The sequence below is a fragment of the Flagellimonas sp. genome (genome assembly GCF_965215805.1).
GTDB lineage: Bacteria > Bacteroidota > Bacteroidia > Flavobacteriales > Flavobacteriaceae > Flagellimonas.
Map to the genome: position 1 here is coordinate 1710362 of NZ_OZ244124.1, position 21121 is coordinate 1731482.

13 protein-coding genes are annotated in these 21121 nt (G+C 43.5%); 6 read left to right on the forward strand and 7 right to left on the reverse strand.

The window, feature by feature from the left end; translation table 11 throughout:
- Positions 1-118 precede the first annotated feature (118 nt).
- Genes ACOOE0_RS07675 through ACOOE0_RS07705 form a run of 7 tightly spaced genes read right to left on the reverse strand, consistent with a single transcriptional unit; the run spans position 119 to position 13223 of the window.
- Positions 119-2347 carry a GH92 family glycosyl hydrolase gene (locus tag ACOOE0_RS07675; RefSeq protein ID WP_420401884.1) on the reverse strand — a complete coding sequence of 743 codons (2229 nt, stop codon included), beginning with the start codon at positions 2345-2347 and terminating at the stop codon, positions 119-121.
- Positions 2344-4689 carry a GH92 family glycosyl hydrolase gene (locus ACOOE0_RS07680; RefSeq protein ID WP_420402205.1) on the reverse strand — a complete coding sequence of 782 codons (2346 nt, stop codon included), beginning with the start codon at positions 4687-4689 and terminating at the stop codon, positions 2344-2346. Before ACOOE0_RS07680 ends, ACOOE0_RS07675 begins: the two co-directional genes overlap by 4 nt.
- A 1-nt stretch (position 4690) precedes the next feature.
- On the reverse strand, positions 4691-6937 hold the full coding sequence (locus ACOOE0_RS07685) for a GH92 family glycosyl hydrolase (protein WP_420401885.1): 2247 nt from the start codon (positions 6935-6937) through the stop codon (positions 4691-4693).
- 21 nt (positions 6938-6958) lie between these two features.
- Positions 6959-8047 (reverse strand): carbohydrate-binding family 9-like protein, encoded by a 1089-nt coding sequence (locus ACOOE0_RS07690; RefSeq protein ID WP_420401886.1) that lies wholly within the window; start codon positions 8045-8047, stop codon positions 6959-6961.
- 7 nt (positions 8048-8054) lie between these two features.
- A complete protein-coding gene (locus tag ACOOE0_RS07695) occupies positions 8055-9044 on the reverse strand; it encodes a glycosidase (protein ID WP_420401887.1) in 990 nt (329 codons plus the stop codon).
- 30 nt (positions 9045-9074) lie between these two features.
- Positions 9075-10952 carry a sodium:solute symporter family protein gene (locus tag ACOOE0_RS07700; protein ID WP_420401888.1) on the reverse strand — a complete coding sequence of 626 codons (1878 nt, stop codon included), beginning with the start codon at positions 10950-10952 and terminating at the stop codon, positions 9075-9077.
- A 21-nt stretch (positions 10953-10973) separates the two neighbouring features.
- A complete protein-coding gene (locus ACOOE0_RS07705) occupies positions 10974-13223 on the reverse strand; it encodes a GH92 family glycosyl hydrolase (protein WP_420401889.1) in 2250 nt (749 codons plus the stop codon).
- A gap of 227 nt (positions 13224-13450) precedes the next feature.
- Between ACOOE0_RS07705 and ACOOE0_RS07710 the strand changes: the two genes are divergently transcribed.
- The 6 genes from ACOOE0_RS07710 to ACOOE0_RS07735 all read left to right on the forward strand — a co-directional run bounded on the left by ACOOE0_RS07710 (position 13451) and on the right by ACOOE0_RS07735 (position 21113).
- Positions 13451-14536: a sensor histidine kinase gene (locus tag ACOOE0_RS07710; protein WP_420401890.1), complete on the forward strand. Its 1086-nt coding sequence runs from the start codon at positions 13451-13453 to the stop codon at positions 14534-14536.
- The gene (locus tag ACOOE0_RS07715; protein ID WP_420401891.1) at positions 14533-15249 is read left to right on the forward strand and encodes a LytR/AlgR family response regulator transcription factor; all 717 of its coding nucleotides are present in this window, start codon (positions 14533-14535) and stop codon (positions 15247-15249) included. The genes ACOOE0_RS07710 and ACOOE0_RS07715 overlap by 4 nt, the downstream gene beginning before the upstream one ends.
- Positions 15250-15389: 140 nt before the next feature.
- On the forward strand, positions 15390-17738 hold the full coding sequence (locus tag ACOOE0_RS07720; protein WP_420401892.1) for a PSD1 and planctomycete cytochrome C domain-containing protein: 2349 nt from the start codon (positions 15390-15392) through the stop codon (positions 17736-17738).
- A gap of 2 nt (positions 17739-17740) precedes the next feature.
- A complete protein-coding gene (locus ACOOE0_RS07725; RefSeq protein WP_420401893.1) occupies positions 17741-19231 on the forward strand; it encodes a DUF1501 domain-containing protein in 1491 nt (496 codons plus the stop codon).
- Positions 19228-20265 carry a 6-bladed beta-propeller gene (locus ACOOE0_RS07730; protein WP_420401894.1) on the forward strand — a complete coding sequence of 346 codons (1038 nt, stop codon included), beginning with the start codon at positions 19228-19230 and terminating at the stop codon, positions 20263-20265. Before ACOOE0_RS07725 ends, ACOOE0_RS07730 begins: the two co-directional genes overlap by 4 nt.
- A complete protein-coding gene (locus tag ACOOE0_RS07735; protein ID WP_420401895.1) occupies positions 20262-21113 on the forward strand; it encodes a chitobiase/beta-hexosaminidase C-terminal domain-containing protein in 852 nt (283 codons plus the stop codon). Before ACOOE0_RS07730 ends, ACOOE0_RS07735 begins: the two co-directional genes overlap by 4 nt.
- Positions 21114-21121 lie beyond the last annotated feature (8 nt).

Here is a 21121-nt window from a genome sequence, read left to right on the forward strand (position 1 = left end):
CGCTCACAGGCTAAAGAACATCATAACGAAAACGTTTGAAATAAGGTTTTCCCCAAAGTTTTGGGGAATTTAATAGGTAATAAAGCTCGGGTTTCCTTTGGATTTCAAAGGATTAGCTTTACCTGAATTCCACAGTTTTGGAATTTGTAAGTTTTTGATGGGATAGAAAATAGCTGTTGTGCTTTTTGCCATCGATATAAATGCTGCCTATACCTTTTTGACCATCTTTTGATTTAGCGCTTATCACCACCTTTTGGTTGGGATAATACTCGGCATCCAAGTGAACCGTAATTTTATCAAATTTGGGTTGGGTCAACGCATAAATGGGTTGGGCCGGATTTACAGGATAAATCCCCATCATGGAAAACACGGCCCATGCACTCATGGTTCCGGTATCGTCATTTCCTGGGAGTCCGTCGGAGCTGTTCTTAAAATATTTTTGAAGTAAATCTGAGACCGTTTGCGGAGTCCGCCATTCTTCCCCTTTTACATAATTGAAAAGATACGGATAGGCAATGTCAGGTTCGTTGGCCATATCAAATTGGTTCTTGTCAAAAACGTTTTGCAGTTGTCTGGAATACGCTTTGCCGCCACCCATAAGTTTCATTAACCCCTTGGCATCATGGGAGACCATGAAGGTGTATTGCCATGCATTGCCTTCAATAAATCCAAGGTTCTTTACAAAATTGGCACCAGTTTCCGGATTGTAGGGAGTCAACCAACTGCCATCATCATTTTTGGGTCTCAGTAAATTAAATTCATTGTCAAACAGCTTTCGATAGGACAGGCTGCGCTTGGAAAAACGTTTAAAATCCTCATTCTTTCCCAGTGCTTTGGCCAACTGCGCAATGGCAAAATCACTAATGTTATATTCCTGGGTTGTTGAAACGGAACCACTATTGGTTGTTTTTGTGGTCAAGTAGCCTTTTTCAATATAATCTTTGATACCTGGCCGCAAGGGATTGTTTTCCAACTGATCTGCACTTTTTACCATAGCCTCATAGGCTTGCTCCACATCAAAATCCTGGATGCCTTTGAGATAGGTGTCGGCAAGGACAATACCGGCTGGGTCGCCAACCATGGTGGTTGTCTCAGTGGCATTCAATTCCCATTTGGGCAACCAACCTGACTCGTCATAAATTTGTAGGATGCTCTTCACCATATTGGATTGCTGCTTGGGATATACCAAGCTCATAAGTTGGTGCAAATTGCGATACGTATCCCAAAAGGAAAATACCGTATATCTGGTACCGTCCGTCTTCAGGGTTTCCCGGGTGCGCATTTTGGGATATTCCCCGTTAAAGTCGTTCAGGGTGCTAGGGTGAATCAAGGTATGGTAAAGACCGGTGTAAAAAATCGTTTTATCGTCCTGACTTCCGCCTTCAACTTCAATCCTGGAAAGATATTGGTTCCATTCTTGTTGGGTCGCTCTCTTTATGTCATCAAAGGATTTACCTGCAGTTTCTTTTTCAAGATTTTCCCGAGCATTTTCAATGCTAACGTACGATACCCCAATCTTCATTTCCACCCGGGTAGGGATTTTGAAGTCATATTTCATATAGGCACCAATGCTATCACCAACGACCGTTTTGGTAAAGCCTTCCATGAGTCGGGTTTTTCCGTTGTAACCCATCCATTGTGATTCTACCCCTTTATAAGTTGTTGGCTTTTTCCAGGTTCCAAAGGAGGAGGCTGGTTCCGAGAATTTGGCAACGAAATAAACGGGGTAAGCCTCTTCGGGCTTGTAATAGCAGAAAGACCCAACACTCCTGACCCCTTCAATCTCCGTAGGGGAAACAACCTTTACCTGGGCTCCCTGTTCATTGGTTAGACCCAGACCAAGATTTAGAAGAATGTTGGCCCGGCCTGCAGGGAAGGAATATTTACTGACCCCCGTCCTCGTTGTGGCTGTGGCCTCCACCTTGATGTCATATTTGTCCAGATGAGAAGAGTAATACCCCACTTTGGCAATCTCATTGGAATAGGTTGAGCCGTACTTCTCATGATCGGTTTCCACTTCTCCCATGGTTGGCATGGCAAGAATCACACCGAGCTCTGGGCAACCCACTCCGCTCAAGTTTACATGACTGAAACCTGTTAGGAATTTGTTTTCATGAACGTAAGGAGTGGAGAACCAGCGACTGTCCTTTTCCAGCGGAAGATTTTGAGGCCCTGCTACATTAAAGGGGGAGACATTGGCCATTCCCCTTACAGCTATGGGTCCTGGATTAGTTGTGCCAAAGTTGGAGGTGCCAATGAATGGGTTCACGTATTCAATGGCTTGGTTTTGAGCGATGGTTGCACAGCTAAAAAGAATTAGGAAATACCCTAGCAAGTTTTTTTTCATCTTTCTTTGGAGTTGGATAGGGAATATGGTTCGGAATTTTCAGAGGTCGCCCAAGATTCATTGGGCTCACTTCCCATGCTAAATTGTAATGTTCCACCGTTCTGTACCATTTCGGTGGAAAGCCAAGTTTGATCAAATCTTTTTCCGTTCAATGTGGCATTCTGAACAAAATGTTGACCCTCGCCATTTTGGGCTGCAACTACCTTAAAGGTATTGCCGTTTTGAAGGTGCAGTGTGGCTTCATCAAACAGGGGTGATCCAATTACATATTGGTTGGTTGCCGGTGCTACTGGATAGAAACCCAATGCGCTAAATACATACCAAGCGGATGTCTGTCCATTATCCTCATCCCCACAGTACCCATCTGGAGCTGGGGTGTACAATTTGGTCAGCACTTCCCGTACCTTTTGTTGCGATTTCCAAGGTTGTCCGGCATAGTTGTACAGATAGATCATGTGCTGTATGGGTTGATTGCCATGGGCGTAATTGCCCATGTTCATGATCTGCATTTCCCGTATTTCATGAATGGTAAATCCGTAATAGGAATCATCATATTCTGGGGGCATGTTAAAAACCCCATCCAGCATGCCGGTAAACTCTTGATCTCCTCCCATAAGATCAATAAGCCCTTGAACATCGTGGAAAACACTCCAAGTATAATGAAGACTATTTCCTTCCGTAAATGCATCTCCCCACTTAAGAGGGTTAAAGGGCGATTGGAAGGAACCATCTTTGTTTTTGCCGCGCATCAATTTGGTGGACGGGTCGAACAGTTTTTTATAGTTCAAAGATTTTTGATAGTAGGTTTCAGCCAAATCATCTTGTCCCAAAGATTTGGCCATTTGGGCAATGGTGAAATCGGCATAGGCATACTCCAGGGTTCTAGCGGCATTTTCATGAATGCCCACATCGTAAGGAACATAGCCCAATTCGTTGTAGTAATCCAAACCGGCACGACCTACACTGTTGACTGGTCTTCCATCCGGCACGGTTGCATTTTTGATGATGGCATCCAGCAAAACCTCTTTGTCAAAGCCTTCAATACCACTTAAGTGGGCATCAGCTATGATAGGTGCCGAGTTGGAGCCGATCATACAATCCCGATGTCCAGGACTGGCCCATTCCGGTAGCCAACCTGATTCTTTGTAGGTATTGACCAAGCCTTCCATGATGTTGCTGTTCAGCTCAGGGTACATCATATTGAAAAAAGGAAACACTGCCCTGAAAGTATCCCAAAAGCCATTGTCCGTGAACATGTAACCAGGTAGGACTTGGCCGTTATATGGGCTGTAATGTACAATTTGATTATTGCTATCGAACTCGTAGAATTTTCTGGGGAACAATAACACACGATACAAGCAGGAGTAAAAGGTGCGTAAATGGTCAATATTATCGGTTTTGACCTCGATACGGCCCAATTCTTCCTCCCATGCCTTGGTAGCCTCATCCCTGGTTTCCTTAAAAGTTTTGGTGCCAATTTCCCTATCCAGATTGAGTTGGGCTTGCTCAGGACCGATAAATGAAGAAGCCACCTTTACATGAACGGCTTCGCCTCTTTTTGTCTTGAATCCAATAATGGCTCCCACGTGTTCTCCCTTACTTTCCGTGGTGTTTTCTTGTAATGACCAGTCATCGCCCCAAGTATGGGTGATTTCAAAATCCTTATCAAATTCAGCTACAAAATAGTTGTGAAAATTGTCTGGTACTCCACCGCTGTTGTTACGGCAATAACCTATAATTTTTCGTTCTTCCGGCAGCACCTTGACCATGGAGCCTTTGAAAAAGCCATCCAAAAGGATAAAAGCTTGATCAGTTTTGGGAAAAGTGAAACGAAAATGGGCAGCTCTTTCCGTAGGGGTAACTTCAGCCACCACATCATAATCGGCCAAATAAACACTATAATAATCTGGGCGAACCGTTTCGGCCTTGTGAGAAAAATGGGAAGCACGTTCCTCTTCCTTGTATTTCAAGTCACCGGTCACTGCCATTAAGGAAAAGGCAGCATAATCGTTGATCCAAGGACTGGGTTGGTGCGTTTGTTTGATGCCACGAATGGTCTTTTCATCATATTTGTACGTCCAACCATCTCCCATTTTGGAGGTCATTGGTGTCCAAAAGTTCATGCCCCAAGGTGTAGCAATAGCTGGATAGGTATTCCCGTTGGACAAGCTAAAATCCGAATCTGTACCCATTAATGGGTTCACATAGGAAAGAAGTTCTTTTTTTGTCTTTGGCGTATCATTGGAGTCAGTGGTTGTTTGATTTCCGCAGGAAACGAACAGCAATGCCATCAATGCTAGTGCAATTCCTTTTGCCAAGTAGTTTGTCATTATCAGCTTCATGTCATCTATAAATTTTATTGGTTTCTGGGGAGGTTCTGTTTTTTTCATTGGCCAACTTTGGGTCGTTGGTCAATTTGAATTCCAAGGTACCTCCAGAAATAATTTCTTTATGGGTAATGTAATTTCTATCCAAAACTGCCCCATTCAGGGAGATGTGTTCCACATATTTCTGCTCAGGCGCACATTTAGCTTTGATAGTAAAGGATTTGTCGTTTGGAAGGGCAAGAGTTGCTTCTTCAAACAAAGGGACTCCGAGATCATAAGTTCCTTGGGCCGGATTAACCGGATAAAATCCTAAGGAGCTGAATATATACCAGGAGGACATTTGCCCACAGTCCTCATTTCCACAATGCCCGTTGGGTTCGTTTTTGTATTGATTTGCCAATATTTCCCGAACCAATTTTTGGGCCTTGGCAGGTTGGTCAATATAGTTGTAAAGATACGCAACATGATGACTGGGTTCATTCCCGTGGGCATACTGGCCAATCATTCCCGTGCTGAACAAAGGGAGTTTGTCATCAGGTTCTGGGGCGTAGCTGAACATGGAATCCAGTTTTTGCGTGAAGCGCCCACTTCCCCCAGTTTTGGAAATTAGGCCATCTATATCTTGGGGTACAAACCAGTAATAGTGCCACGCGTTGCTTTCACAGAAATAGGGGGTGTATTCTTTGGGAACAAAAGGTTCTATAAATTTCCCATTAGTGTCTTTGGGTTGCAGCCAGGATCTTTTTTCGTTGTAGAGGTTCTTCCAATTTTGGGAACGCCTCAAAAAGAGTCGGTAGTCTTCCATTTTTCCCAAATCTTTGGCAAACATGGCAATGCACCAATCATCAAAGGCATATTCCATGGTTTTGGAAACCGACCAATTTTCATGCTGGTCATCCACGGGAATATAGCCCAATTCCTTATAGATGTCGATTTGCCTGTCGTTGACCATGGCGCTTTCGCGGCAAGCTTGGTAAGCCAACTCCGAATCAAATTCGAATCCTTTAAAATAGGCATCTACGATTACTGGAACTGCGTGATAACCAATCATCATATGGGTCTCACTCCCTTGCATGGACCAAACTGGCAACACTCCCGTTTCTTGGTAATGGGCCAGAAGGGATTTGACCATATCCAGAACCCGTTCCTGTTGCAGAAGAGTGTACAAGGGGTGCGCCGCTCTAAAGGTGTCCCAGAGCGAGAACGTATCATATCTGTTGAATCCGGAAGCTTTGGCCACGGTATCCGTTTGAGGGAGATGCTTCCCTTGGGTGTCATTGGCTGCCTTGTATTCCCCATTAATATCACTATAGAGGGTAGGGGCTAGCATGGACTGGTAAATCATGGTATAAAAAATGGCCTTTTGATCCTCGTTCGCTGTCCTGATTTGTATCTTCTGTAGTTCATTTTCCCAGCTTGCTTCTGTATGGTAACGAATGGCGTCGAAATCCTTATTCGCCTCAATTTGAATGGCCTTTCCAGCTGCTTCACTGCTTACCGAGGATAAGCCTGTTTTAACCACGATTTGCGCCCCATCTTCGAGCTCATAGTCCAAGCTTATTTTAGATGACGTCTGATCTCCGCTGATTTCGTAAGATGCAAAGGGTTTGGAAAACTGCATTTCAAAATACAGTTTTTGATTGCGGGCCCAGCCATTGGACATGCGATGTCCTTGTAAGGTTGAGTCATTGACAACTTCGATGAAGGTGTCCGTGGGGCTGTCCCAATTTAGACTGTACCCTAAATCCACATGGACTTGGGTTTGCTCATCCTTGGGAAATGTATAGCGATGAACGCCCACCCTGGCGGTTGCGGTCATTTCGGCTTTTATACCATAGTCCAATAGATCCACCCAATAATAACCGGGAGATGCGCCTTCCCTGGCATGGTCAAAGCTGGAGTAGGGTTTGAAATTGTTTTCCTGTATGCGACCCGAAAATCTGCTGTTGGTGGGCATTACCAAAATGTCATAAAGATCTCCTGCACCTGTCCCGGTCAAATGGGTATGCGAAAAACCAGTGATGATGGAATCCTGATAATAATAGCCTGCTATTCTGTCCCAGCCTGGAATACCAATATCGGGGCTCAGTTGTACCATACCGAATGGGGTGGTGGCACCAGGATAGGTATTTCCGGGACCATCCGTTCCGATAAAAGGATTGACAAAGTCAATCAAACGTTCGGTAGAGTTGTCTTTTTCGGGTGTTGGGCTGCAAGCGAACACTAAAATGAACAACCCTATATAAAACTGACCCAACTTCATGGCCTTATTTTTTGAACTACGTTACTTGCTGAGGATCCTGAACCGGCCGTCTGAACTTACGGCCAGGATTTTTTTAGTAAAAGGGCTTTTCGTCCAAATGGTGAATCCTGTTTTGTGGTTTTCCAGTTCCGCAATTACTTTCTTTCCTTGAATTATTTTTGGTTCGGTGAACTTTTGCCCATCTGCTATCTTCCATTTGAACTTTCCTTTTTGCTGAATCAAATCGCGATATAGCTCATATAGGTGCCATTTAATGTGATCATCCTTCGGGATTTCAAATTTTTCCTGGGTACTGCCTACTTCGTTTTCAGAAAAATATACATAACCCCATCTTTCCGGTTCATGCATATTGATGACATACTGCGGAGACCAGACCCAGTTGTATTCTGGTAAATGTTTCCCTGTTTTTGGGTCTTTTTTTCTCGAATATTTCCCATCCGTGATATCATGATCCCAATTCACCCTGGAAAATCCAATCCTCCAGAATTTGCCTTTGGGAACATTGTCTTGGTAATAACCGGTACGCAAATCCTGAAACGGAATGGCTATTTCCAAGGTCCAACCCTCATCAATGTCGGAAGGATCATTAAGTGTTCCCTGAACAGCGACCGCAGATTGCATTCCCAAAGCTTCCCATCCATTCAAAGTTTCGTTGCCAGCGCGATAGGGTGCCGTAAGGTATTGATCCCAAACCGTGTTCAATACGTTCCACTCCAGTTCATAATACCCATGCACGTCTCCTTCAGGATCTAGGAAAACCTCGAAATCATTATTGTGGAAAATCACTGCATCATGTTCGGTAATATCCCCCCAAACATGTGGTTCCTTCATTAGGGCAAAGAAGTAGATATTGTTTTCGTCCCAAAGCATCTTGACTTGGGTGTCGTAGGTAGGTTTCTTAACACCTTCAATGTCGATAAACAATTCGGACCAAGGTGCATTTTTCCATGAAGCTTCGTTAGCCTGCCCATCAATTTTTATGGTTTCAGCTGCCTTATAGGCAATATATTTTCTGGGAGTTTCTTGTGCAGATAGCAATATGCACCCTATATACAAGGAGAAAAGAATGAAACTGATTAGCTTTTTGTGTTTTTCCGCAAAATCTTTCATGGCGAACTTACAAACTGTTTTCTTTGGTAAATTGTACTATTTCGGATATCCGCCCAAACGCTAGGGCGGTAACGGTATCGGCGGCGCCATAATAGATGGCCACCTTGTCTTCTTCAATGCTATGCAAGCTTGCACACGGGAATACCACATTGGGTACGTCTCCAACACATTCGTATGAAGTCTGGGGAGAAATAAGATAAGGTTGGGTTCTATATTTGACCTGGTCAGGTTGGTCTTTGTCCAAAATGGCCGCACCCATGGAATATCGGAAACCATTACAGGTGTTGATCACCCCGTGATAAAACATGAGCCATCCTTCATCCACTAAAATGGGAACCGAACCGGCCCCAATTTTGGTGCACTGCCATGCACTGTCCTCAAATGGAGAGGCCTTCATAACACAACGGTGCTCGCCCCAGTATTTCATGTCGGGGCTATAACTAATGTAAATATCCCCAAATGGCGTATGGCCATTATCACTGGGTCTGCTTAACATGGCATATTTACCATCTATTTTTTCTGGGAACAATACCCCGTTTCGGTTGAAGGGCAAAAACGCGTTTTCGCACTGGAAAAACTCCTTAAAATCAAACGTATATCCAATCCCTATGGTTGGACCATGGTATCCATTGCACCAAGTGATCCAGTACCGATCTTCGATAAAGGTAACCCTGGGGTCGTATTTGTAATCAGAATCTATCATGGAAGTGTTGCCTTCCTGAAACGAAATAGGACTGTGATTGATATCCCAGTTTAGGCCATCCTTACTAAAACCGGCAAAAATGTTCATTTGCACCGCTTTGTTGTCACATCTAAAAACCCCGGCATAACCGTCTTCAAATGGAACTACCGCACTGTTGAAGATGCTGTTTGAGGAAGGAATTGCATTCCTTTCAATAATGGGGTTATTGCTGTACCGCCAAATTACATCTGTATTGCCTTCCGGTCTTTCTTGCCAAGGAATTGTATTCACTTTTTCCAATGTTTGATATGCCATAAATTGATTAACCAAGTAGTTGTAGGGGTTCTAATTTGGAATTTTTTGAACCCTGTTCAACCAAGTAAATTTTAGAATTATTGAAGTTATTAAAAATACCACGAGTGCCAGCAGCATTTTGGGGTAGTCTCGAATCAGCAAATAAATGGGGAGGAGAATCATACTGGATTGCCAAATGATCCCAATGGCACAATTGAACATGTCCATCCAAAAATCGTTGTTCTTTTCAAAGGAGCTGTCCTCGTTCTTGAGCTGGGTATAAATAGGCTTCCACCAACCCCAAGGTTTTACATTCTTGTAAAAGGACTTCAAGATTTCCGTATCTGTGGGTTTTGTGAGATAAGTGCCCAGATAGGAGCCCAGTAAGGAAACTCCAAAAATTATCGGGAACAGATAAATGGCATGCACATGGGACACTTCATACAAGAAGGTGTCTTCAGCAAAATTGCCTTTGTTCTGATCTAGGAAATACTGTAGGGTAGCTACCACAAGGCCAGCGACCATGCCCCAAAAATAACCCCAACCATTAAAGCGCCACCAGATCCATTTGAGGAAATTGGCAGCAACATATCCGCCATATAGGGCACTGGTAATCCAAAGGGTCAAGGAGTTGATTGAATCTGCAAAGAAGCCCATGCACACCCCAAGTCCCACAACAGCAAAGGAAGCAATATGGCTGGCTTTGATATAGTGTTTGTTGGAAGCTTCGGGCTTAAAATATTTTTTATAAATATCGTTGACGATATAGGCAGGCCCAGAGTTGACAAAAGCTGAAAAGGTGGACATAAAGGCTGCAAGAAGCCCCGCTAATAGCAGCCCCTTAACTCCAACAGGGATATGATTGTTGATGACTTTGGGAAGGATGACTTCCAAATCCCCACCATTTAAACCAGGATTTGAGCTCATTTCAGGAACAAGGGTCACCAAAGCAATTACAACAATACCCGCAATCAAGAGATAGCGTGGAATATACAGAACCAAGCCAGTGAATCCGCTCATGTATGCCGACTCCTTTACGGTACGCGTCGATAGGATTCGTTGGAAATCAAAACCAGGGACAGGTCCCGCAACACTGGCAAAGAATCCTTTAAACAAGGTCATGCCTATAAAGGCACCAAACATTTTGTAACCCTCAGAATCTATTAGGTCATTGAAAGCCTGGAATTTATCACTCCAATGCGGTCCTAATTCGTTATTGAAAAAGATACTGCGCCATTCTGGGGACAATACAGCATTGATGTCAACATCCGCGACGGTGACAAAGGTGTAGCCCGCTACCAGTAATCCGGCTATGACCATGATCAAATATTGTAACACTTCCGTGGCCACCACGGAAAACATTCCCCCTTTTATAGTATAGATGGTGGTTAGCACAATAATGATCAAGGCATAGGACTGTTCCGAACTCAGCAGAAGCGTTTCGCCAATGAACCAACTGAGGTCCCAAGGCAATATAATGGTCATGAACTTGCCTGCACCTTCAAAAAAATAGGCAATAAAACCAACCGTGGATATAATGGCAAAGACAGCAATGATAAAATGCGAAGCCCTACCTGCCCTTCCATCCCCAAAACGGGTCAATATCCATTCGGAGCCGGTCATAATATTTGACCGACGAATCCAGACGGCCAAAAACATCATTACAAAAATCTGGTTCCATACAGGCCAGAGCCACATAAACATAAAACTCTTGGCTCCATAGAGGAACAAAATCCCAACCATCCACGCAGTTCCGGATACGTCAAACATACCGGAGCCGTTGCTAAGTCCCAAATAGTACCATTTGATGTTGTTTCCCCCTAAAAAATAGGAGTCAAGCCCTTGGGAGGCTTTTTTGGAGACCCAAATTCCAATGAATAGGGTCAACACCACATAGATGATTATTATTGACAGGTCGATTATTTCCATATAGTTTTTTCTGGTCCTTGGTTATACACCCCAACTTTTGTTGGGTTCGGATCCCATTTCAATTTCCAGGGTTCCTCCCGCTACAAGTTCTTCATGGGTGATGTAGCTTCGCTGGAGCAATTCTCCATTAAGCGTTGCTGTTTGGATATACTTATTGGTGGGGGAGGTATGCTTGGCTGTTATTATAAATTCTTTGTCTTGTCCTACCGAAAGGGTCACTTTTTCAAAAATGGGACTTCCCAATTCATACTGTCCAGAAGCAGGGTTCATGGGGTAAAATCCCATAGCACTGAAAACGTACCATGCAGACATTTGCCCACAATCCTCATTTCCGCTGAGTCCATCAGGTTGCGTGCTGTACTGGGTATCTAAAATTTCCCTAACCCATTCTTGGGTTTTCCATGGCTTTTTGGCCTTATTGAAAAGATAGGCAATATGATGACTGGGTTCATTCCCATGGGCATACTGCCCGATTAAACCAGAGATGTCTACAGAAACATTGTCACCGGAAATTTCGGAGCTTTCCGTAAAAAGTTGTTCCAACTTGGTGGTAAAGGGTTCAGGCCCGCCATGAAGTTCAATAAAACCAGGAACATCGTGTAATACAAACCAGCTGTGCTGCCAGGCATTACCTTCGGTATAGTCCGTGTGCTCCCTATGGTTGGAGTGCTTGGGGTCAAAAGGTTCGTTCCAGCTTTGCCCATCCTTAGATTTACCGCGCATGAACCCTGTATCTGCATCAAAAAGATGTTTGTAGGCATTGGAACGATTTAGAAAATAGGTGTAATCTTCATCCTTGCCCAAAGCCTTTGCCATTTGGGCCACACACCAATCGTTATAGGCAAATTCCAAACTTATGGTAACCGATTCATCCAGAGACGTATACGGGATGTATCCAAATTCCTTATAAGGAGCAAGCCCCCTGATATCTCCCATCATCGTATTTTTTACAGCTTGATAGGCTTTTTCGGTATCATACCCTCGAATACCTTTCAGAAAAGCTTCGGCTATCATGGAAACCCCGTGATTCCCAGTCATGGTATTGGTTTCGTTGGCATATAAGGTCCATACAGGAAGTCTTCCTTGTTCATCATAGTAGACCAACATGGACTGGACTATATCACTTGCACGTTCGGGTTGCAAGATGTTCAACAAGGGGTTTTGGGCTCTAAAAGTGTCCCAAAGCGATAGGGTAGAGTAGGCGTCCCATCCAGTTGCTTTGGCAATACTATCGTTTTGTAACCTAAATTCCCCATTGGTGTCGCTGAAACGGACAGGGGCAATTTGCGTATGGTATAAAGCTGAGTAGAACATGGTCTTTAGCGAGTCTTGTGGGGTTTCTACTTTGATTTTGGAAAGTAACCCCTCCCAATTGCCATGGGTATTGTTCTTTACCTCATCAAATGTGCGGTTGGTGCCATGGGTTTCCAAATTGGCCTTGGCATTGTCTATGCTCACCGAAGAAACCGCTATCTGGAGCTCAACCACATTTCCAGCATCAGTACCAATAAAAAACTGGCCACCCACTTTTTTTCCTTGGGCTTCTGTGTTACTGGCAGAAATGGTGCTGTCTGTAACAAGTTCGGAGGCGGTGATGGGCAAGGAGGACTTAACCACAAAAAAAAGCTTTTGGTTTTTAGCCCAGCCCGTGCTATGCCTATATCCAACCAAGGTTTTTTCATCTTCTAGCCGAAGGGAACAGTCTAACGGGGCATCCCAGTTGACAGCATACCCTAAATCCAAAATGAAAGAGGGTTCATCGCCCTCCCCATAAGTGTATTTATGAAATGCAACATATTCATTGGCGGTAAGTTCAACCTGAATCCCAGGGTCATCCAGTTTCACTTTGTAATAACCGGGTTTGGCCACCTCATTGTGGTGTGAAAATGTTGAGGTATAAGGCAAACTATCCCTTGATTTGCCAAAAAGGGACAAGTCCACTTTTTTATGGGTGGGCATCAAGAGCAAATCGGCCAAATCTCCAATACCTGTACCGCTCAAGTGCAATTGCCCAAATCCGGATATTATGGAATCGGAAATATGGTAACCTGAGCACCAGTCCCAGCCAGCAGTTCCATTATCTGGACTGGGTTGGACCATCCCAAAGGGAGCCGTGGCACCTGGAAAGGTATGTCCATGTCCACCTGTGCCAATAAAGGGGTCTACAAAATCAGTAAGTGTTTCTGTGGATGCCGAAGACTTATTGGTATCTGCGCAAGACAAGCTCAAAACGAGCACAGCTACAACCGGAAATATTGCGCCCTTGCTCATTGGTCATTTGGATTAATATTGAGTTTTTTAATACTTTTCCCCAAAATATTTTTGATTTTCTTATAGTGTTTGGTTGGATTAGCTGAATCCGTTGGTCGTGTTAGGTTAGAAAAATGTAATCCTAAATATTTATAATTTTATTCGCTGGTCGAATAAAATTAGACCAACAACAAGCCCCAAAAGCTAAACAACAGAAAAACCGATAATCAAAAAAAACGCTGCGATTCATGTATATAAATGACAAGTTGGAGGAGCTGTTGAAGGTTGAATCACCGCAGCAGTACAAAATCACATATAAGCACCATATCATTTTTTGGGGCATCTATTTTTTGCTCAATACCTTACGATGGGGAAGTATCCACAATGATTTTGCTTTATCGTTGAAAACCAACTTAATAGGTTTTCCCATTCACATTGCGCTATCCTATTTCAACATCTACTTTTTGATGCCGAAATTTGTGTACACCAGAAAGTACTTCACCTATGCTTTATTGGTTGTAACCTGCTTGTTCATCATGCTTTTGGTTAAGTTCAATCTTACCTACTATTTGGTAAGTACCAATGTAATGCCGGAAGGGCCGGAATACGTGGACAGCCTTACCCTGAATTATGCCATTATTACCATGTTTGGGGAACTGTATGTAGTAGCCTTTGCCACTGCCATAAAGGTGACCGTGGATTGGCTCAGGGAGCATAGCAAACTGCACGATTTGGAAAAAAGACAGTTGACAACGGAGTTGAAGTTTTTACGTTCCCAGGTTTCCCCCCATTTTTTCTTCAATACCTTAAACAATATTTATTCCCTCACCTTGGAAAAATCGGATAAGGCACCTGAAGTTATTCTTAAACTTTCCGGTTTAATGAGGTATTTGCTCTATGCTACCAGAAAACGCAAACAGGATTTAAAAAGTGAGATTGACTGTATCCAAAATTATATTGATTTGGAGCGCATACGATTCAATGATACCCTTGAAATAGATATTGGAATCTCCGGGGATTTGGAAAACAAGGAAATTGCCCCAATGTTGCTGGTTCCGTTGATAGAAAATTGCTTTAAGCACGGGGCAAGCAAAAATATTGGCGATATGAATATCACCATTGATGTCAATGTCGATGATGATTTTTTGTATTTTAAAGTATCCAATACCATCCCAAAAAGTGACACCAACAGCAAGGTGGCCACTAGAGGTGGTGGAATTGGGCTTTCCAATGTGAAGAAAAGGTTGGAATTGGGTTATGATCAAAATGATTATGAGCTTTCTATCTTTGAGAAGGAAAAAATGTTTCATGTGGATTTAAAACTAAAAGTATGACGGCTTTGAGAGTGATAATTATTGATGATGAACCGTTGGCGATCAATGTGCTGAAAAATTATGTGGAGCAGGTTAGCCAATTGGAATTGGTGCAGACCTTTTCCAATGCCATAGACGCCAATTTGTTCTTGCAGGAAAATGAAGTGGACATCATATTTTTGGACATCAACATGCCCATTCTGGACGGACTCAATTTTCTGCAGTCCTTGCATGTGGCACCTATGATTGTGATCACCACTGCCCATGAAGAATATGCCCTAAAAAGTTTTGAATTGGAGGTTATAGATTATTTGGTGAAACCTATTCCTTTTCCAAGATTTTTAAAAGCGGTCAACCGCATCATCAGCTTAAAGCAGGGAGCTGCAAATTCGGGGCATTCCGCCAATGAAAAACCCAGCATTTTTGTAAAAGTGGATAAGAAGAAACTTCAAAAGATTTTCATTGATGAAATTGTTGTTGTGGAAAGCTTGAAGGATTACATTCGAATCAAGACCACTTCCGCAAAATACATTATTCACAAGACACTGGGGAGTTTTACCGATGAACTGCCCTCAGACAAGTTTCTTAGGATACATAGATCCTATACCATAGCTATTGACAAAGTGGAATCCATCGAAGGAAATAGCTTGGAAGTGGATGGTATCAGATATACCATTGGACGTAGCTATTTGAACGAGGCCAAAAGCCGAATTCTCAACGATTCCATAACCTAGAGCTGTACCACGCTGGATAACAGTTGCTTCTGAAGATTTACTTCATTGATCTTTTCGCTTCTGTTATTGGTCGAATTTTTTTAGGTAAGTCGGGTTATCTGGGTAGTTTCAAGTCAAAACGGATTTAAAATTATTGGGACATGTCCGACGCTTCAAAGACGAAAAGAAGAATTTTGTGGGTTGCCGCAGTATTGGCTGGAACCATATTTCTAATTGGTTGTCAAACCAAAAAAGGGGAATATGCATCAGTAACTATTGGAGATTCCAACAAGCAGATTCCAGACTCAATAGATTTTTCGTTCCATATTAAACCCATTTTATCCGACCGCTGTTTTGCGTGTCATGGCCCTGATAAAAATGCCGTTGAAGGGGGACTTTCCCTAAATAAAGCTGAAGACGCTTTTGCCCCAATTGGAGAAAACAAGGATCGCTATGCCATTGTACCTGGTGATTTGGAAAAGAGTGAATTGGTCCACAGAATTTTCAGTGAGGATCCCAATTTGATGATGCCACCGCCCGAATCCAACCTTACGCTGTCCGATTATGAAAAGGAATTGCTCAAAAAGTGGATAGCACAAGGGGCGGAATTTAAAAAACATTGGGCATTTGTCGCACCGGAGAATCAGCAGGTGCCCAAATTGGAAAATGATAATTGGAGCCAGAATGAAATTGACCAATTTGTGTTGAAAAAAATGGAGGAGCAAGGCTTTCAGCCCTCCAAAAAAGCAGCAAAGGAGCAATTGATCAGAAGAACCTTTTTTAGCATAACGGGATTGCCCCCCAATGCAGAACAAGTAAATGCTTTTCTGAAAGACAACACAGCTGATGCTTTCGAGAAAATAGTGGATTCTTTGCTTGAAACCAAGGACTATGCAGAAAACATGGCGGCTGACTGGATGGATGTGGCCCGTTACGCGGACACCCATGGCTATCAAGACGATTTTGAGCGAATCATGTGGCCCTGGAGAGATTGGGTCATTCATGCATTTGGTAAAAATATGCCCTATGACGAATTTGTTACCTATCAGTTGGCAGGTGACATGCTTCCCAATGCTAGCAAGGAATCCATATTGGCAACCGGTTTCAATAGAAATCATAAGATTACCGCTGAGGGCGGGGTAATTCCAGAGGAGTATCGGGTGGAATATGTAGAGGATCGCACCAACACCTTTGGTACGGCATTTTTGGGGCTTACCTTAGAGTGCTCCCGTTGCCATGATCATAAATACGATCCGGTGAGCCAAGAAGAACATTTCCAGCTCTTCAGTTTCTTTAACAATGTGGATGAGGATGGACTTATGGCAAACGCGCAAGTAATCCCCAAACCCTATATTTCCATAAGCCCTGATGAGGCCAATGGTGTCTTGGATTTCGTGAACATGACCCATTCCAATTCGGAAGTCAAGGTTATGGTTATGGAGGATATGTCAGAACCAAGGGATGCCTTTGTGTTGAATAGGGGGGCTTACGATCAACCTACGGATCAGGTTTTCCCTGCTACCCCAGAGGCCATTTTTCCATTTCCCGAAGACTTGCCCAAAAACAGACTGGGATTGGCCCAATGGTTGTTCCATGAGGATAACCCTTTGACCGCCCGTGTGGCCGTCAACCGTATCTGGCAACGGATGTTTGGTAAAGGTTTAGTGGAAAGCTCCTATGATTTTGGAAATCAGGGCGCGCTACCCTCGCATCCAGAATTGTTGGACTATTTGGCAATCAAATTCAGAACGGAGGGTTGGGACATCAAACAAATGATAAAATACATGGCCATGTCGGCCACTTTTCAGCAAAGCAGTGAGATTTCTCCTGAAATGCAGGAAAGAGATCCAGAGAATACCTATTTGGCAAGGGCAACTCGACTTAGATTGGGTGCAGAAATGATTCGAGATCAAGCATTGAAAATAAGCGGATTATTAAGTGCTGAGGTAGGAGGCCCTAGTGTTAAACCTTATCAACCAGAAGGAATTTGGGAAGAAACCACAGGAGGTGGTGGGGGAAGTACCGCAAGCTATGTACAGAGTGAAGGCAAAGATCTTTATCGCAAAAGCCTGTATACTTTTTGGAAGCGAACCGTCCCACCGCCCAGCATGATGACCTTTGATGCGGCATCCAGGGATTTGTGCAGTGTAAAAAGACAGGAAACCAATACCCCTTTACAGGCATTGGTTTTGTTGAACGATCCACAATTGATAGAAGCTGCCAGGGCCATGGCATCCAAAGCTATGAACGTTGGCGAGCTTAAGGATCAAATCAACTATATTTTCCAAAACGCCACATCAAGAACTCCTGCGCAGGAAGAAATGGAAGTTTTGCAAAAGTTTTATGCAAATACCTTGGAAAAAATCAATTCGGGCGAGATTATTCCTGAGGAATATTTGTCCATTGGAGAATTCAAACCTAGTGATGATATTTCTCCAGAGACCCTAACAGCCTTGGCGCTGACCACACAGACCATATTGAATTTGGATGAAACGATAACAAGAGGCTAATTATGAGCGAAAAGAAAATATTAGCGGATAGTGCTCTAAACCTTAACAGAAGGGCGTTTCTAGGGAAATCGGCCCTAGGTATAGGAGGTGTGGCGCTAGGATCGCTTTTGGGTTGTAATTTTTACAGAAAGGATGGCGAATTGCTGGCCAAAGCGGATAACCCAATGGGCATTAAGGGAATTCTCCATTCCCCACATCATTCCGCCAAAATAAAACGGGTTATCTATTTGTTCCAAAGTGGAGGGCCATCGCAGTTGGAGCTTTTTGATTACAAACCTGTACTTAATCAGCGCAGGGGAGAAGATTTACCGGAATCCATCCGCAACGGGCAACGCCTGACAGGAATGACCTCTGGGCAGGACAGTTTTCCCTTGGTAGGTTCCCAATTTGGATTTCAACAGCATGGGAAAAATGGGATTTGGATTAGTGATCTGTTGCCCTATACAGCCAAGATGGTGGATGACATATGCATTGTAAAATCCATGTATACCGAGGCCATTAACCATGACCCTGCGGTTACATTTTTTCAAACGGGGTCCCAACAGCCGGGAAGACCCAGTATAGGTTCATGGTTAAGCTATGGCTTGGGGAGTGAAAACAAAAATTTGCCTGCCTTTACTGTTCTGCTTTCAAGAGGAAGTGGCAGACCCAATGGTCAACCCTTATACACCCGCTTATGGGGCAATGGCTTTTTGCACTCCTTGCACCAGGGAGTTCAATTTAGAGCCGCCAAAGATCCCGTACTATACCTAAACGATCCCAAAGGGATTTCGAAAGAAACCAAGCGAGCTATCTTGGATAATCTAGCCGAATTGAACGAAAAGCAATATCAGGAATTTGGCGATAATGAGATCCAAAGTAGGATTGCGCAATATGAAATGGCTTATCGTATGCAGACCTCTGTACCTGAGGTGATGAACACGGAAAAAGAACCTGATTATATCTACAAAATGTATGGGGCGGATGCCAAAATACCAGGTACCTATGCAGCCAATTGCTTGTTGGCAAGAAGGTTGGCCGAGCAGGATGTACGCTTCATCCAATTGTACCACATGGGTTGGGATCAGCATGAGAATTTGCCAGATGCCATAGCCAAACAGGCTAAAGATGTGGATCAAGCCTCAGCAGCTCTTGTGGCGGACCTTAAACAACGCGGAATGTTGGATGATACCTTGGTGATTTGGGGAGGGGAATTTGGAAGGACCAATTACTCCCAAGGTTTGTTGACAGACACGAATTACGGCCGGGATCATCACCCAAGATGTTTTTCCATGTGGATGGCTGGAGGCGGCATAAAACCGGGGATTGTCTACGGGGAAACCGATGACTTTGGATATAACATCACCGAAAACCCGGTACACGTCCATGATTTCCAGGCAACATTGCTGCACCTGTTAGGAATAGATCACGAACGGTTGACATATAAGTATCAAGGAAGAAGATTTAGGTTAACCGATGTTGAAGGGCATGTCGTCAAAGATATATTGGCATGATGAAACGAAGACAGTTTATTGGCAAGAGCGGCTTGGCCGGTTTGGGATTGGCTTCCCTGGGTTCCCTTTCCTTCACGGATGACTTTTGGAAGGACGCCGTTATTGGTCATGGCTCTCATCAATACAAGGTGGATCTAAATTGGGGGAAGCTTAATAGCGATAAGTTCCCCGTTAAGGATTGTCATGAAATGGTACAGGATGCCAAAGGCCGCATTATTTTATTGACCAACCATACCAAGAACAATATTCTGATCTATGATCGATCAGGAAAACTTTTGGATTCCTGGGGGACTGAATACCCTGGAGGACATGGGCTTACCCTACATGATGAAAATGGCACAGAGTTCTTGTACATCTGTGACAACAATAGGCATGAAGTAATCAAAACAAGCTTGGATGGAAAGGTGATTCAAGTGTTCCCATTTCCGAAAGAAAGTGGTAAGTATCAGAAAAAGGAAGAATATATTCCCACTGAAACGGCTATAGCTGGCAACGGAGATATTTATGTGGCCGATGGCTATGGATCCCAGTATATTACCCATTACGATGCCAACGGCAACATCAAAAATATCTTTGGGGGAAGGGGAGATGAGCCGCAGTTGTTTAACAATGCCCATGGTATTTGCATAGACGATAGGGACTCCAATAACCCTACTTTACTGATTACCGCCCGACAACAAAATAAATTGAAACGGTTCTCCATGGATGGGGAACACTTGGATACCATTGACCTCCCAGGAGCTTATATCTGCAGACCGGTTATTCACAACAAACATGTGTACTTGGCTACCATTTGGTCAGGAGATGGCTCAGAAGGTACGGGCTTTATTTCTATTTTGGATGAAGACAACAAGTTAATTTCAGCCCCTGGTGGAAGTATTCCCACCTACGAAAATGGAACCTTGAACCACATGCATCAAACCCTAAAAATCTTTAGACATCCCCATGATGTGTGTATTGATGCTGATGAAAATATATATGTGGCCCAGTGGAATTCTTGGGGAACCTATCCCATTAAATTGTTCCGCGTATGACAAAGCAAATATGGGTTGCGTTAAAGCAGTCTCTGACCAAATCAAATAGCCTTAACTTACTTTTAATGGCTTTGCTGTATACGGGGATTGCTTCCTGTCAATCGGAAAAAACTACCTTTTTAAGCACGGATGAGGTTCAATTGGCTCCTCCTAGTATCAAGGTGGATTCCGCGCTCTTTATTCATTCCGCTTTGGTACAAGTGCAGCTGGCAGAAAATGGCTCGGTATTACGATATAGCCTGGATGGCAGTCCTGTAAATGAAAGCGCATCCGTGTATGCACAACCCATTGAGCTGCTAAATTCTGCTGAGGTGAGGGTAAGAGCGTACCATCCCCAATTTACCGCAAGTGAGGAACGAACCATGCGGGTTAGAAAGCTAAAGCATGATATTTCCCAAGCATCTGTTGAACTGGAAACACAACCCAATGCTTCATACCCTGGCAATGGGACAGCATCATTGACTGATGGGCAAAAAGGAAGTGTGAACTTTAGGCAAGGGGGATATTGGTTGGGCTTTCAGGAAAATGAAATTGGGGTGAAAATGAAATTGGATGCCGATTTTAACCCTGGGAAGATCATATTGAGCATGCTTCAGGATCAAGGATCATGGATATTTTTACCGCAGGCTGTCCAAGTACATTCCAACGGAAAGATTGTGGGATCCAAGGAAATAACAAACAGCACGATTTCAGGCGAAAAACAACTTCAATACATAGAAATACCTGTTTCACAGGAGAACAATCAAGAATTTACAATAAGCATACATCCATTACAAAAAATCCCGGATTGGCACCCTGGCAAAGGCACCCTTCCCTGGACTTTTATCGATGAGATTATAATAGAATAACCGCACCA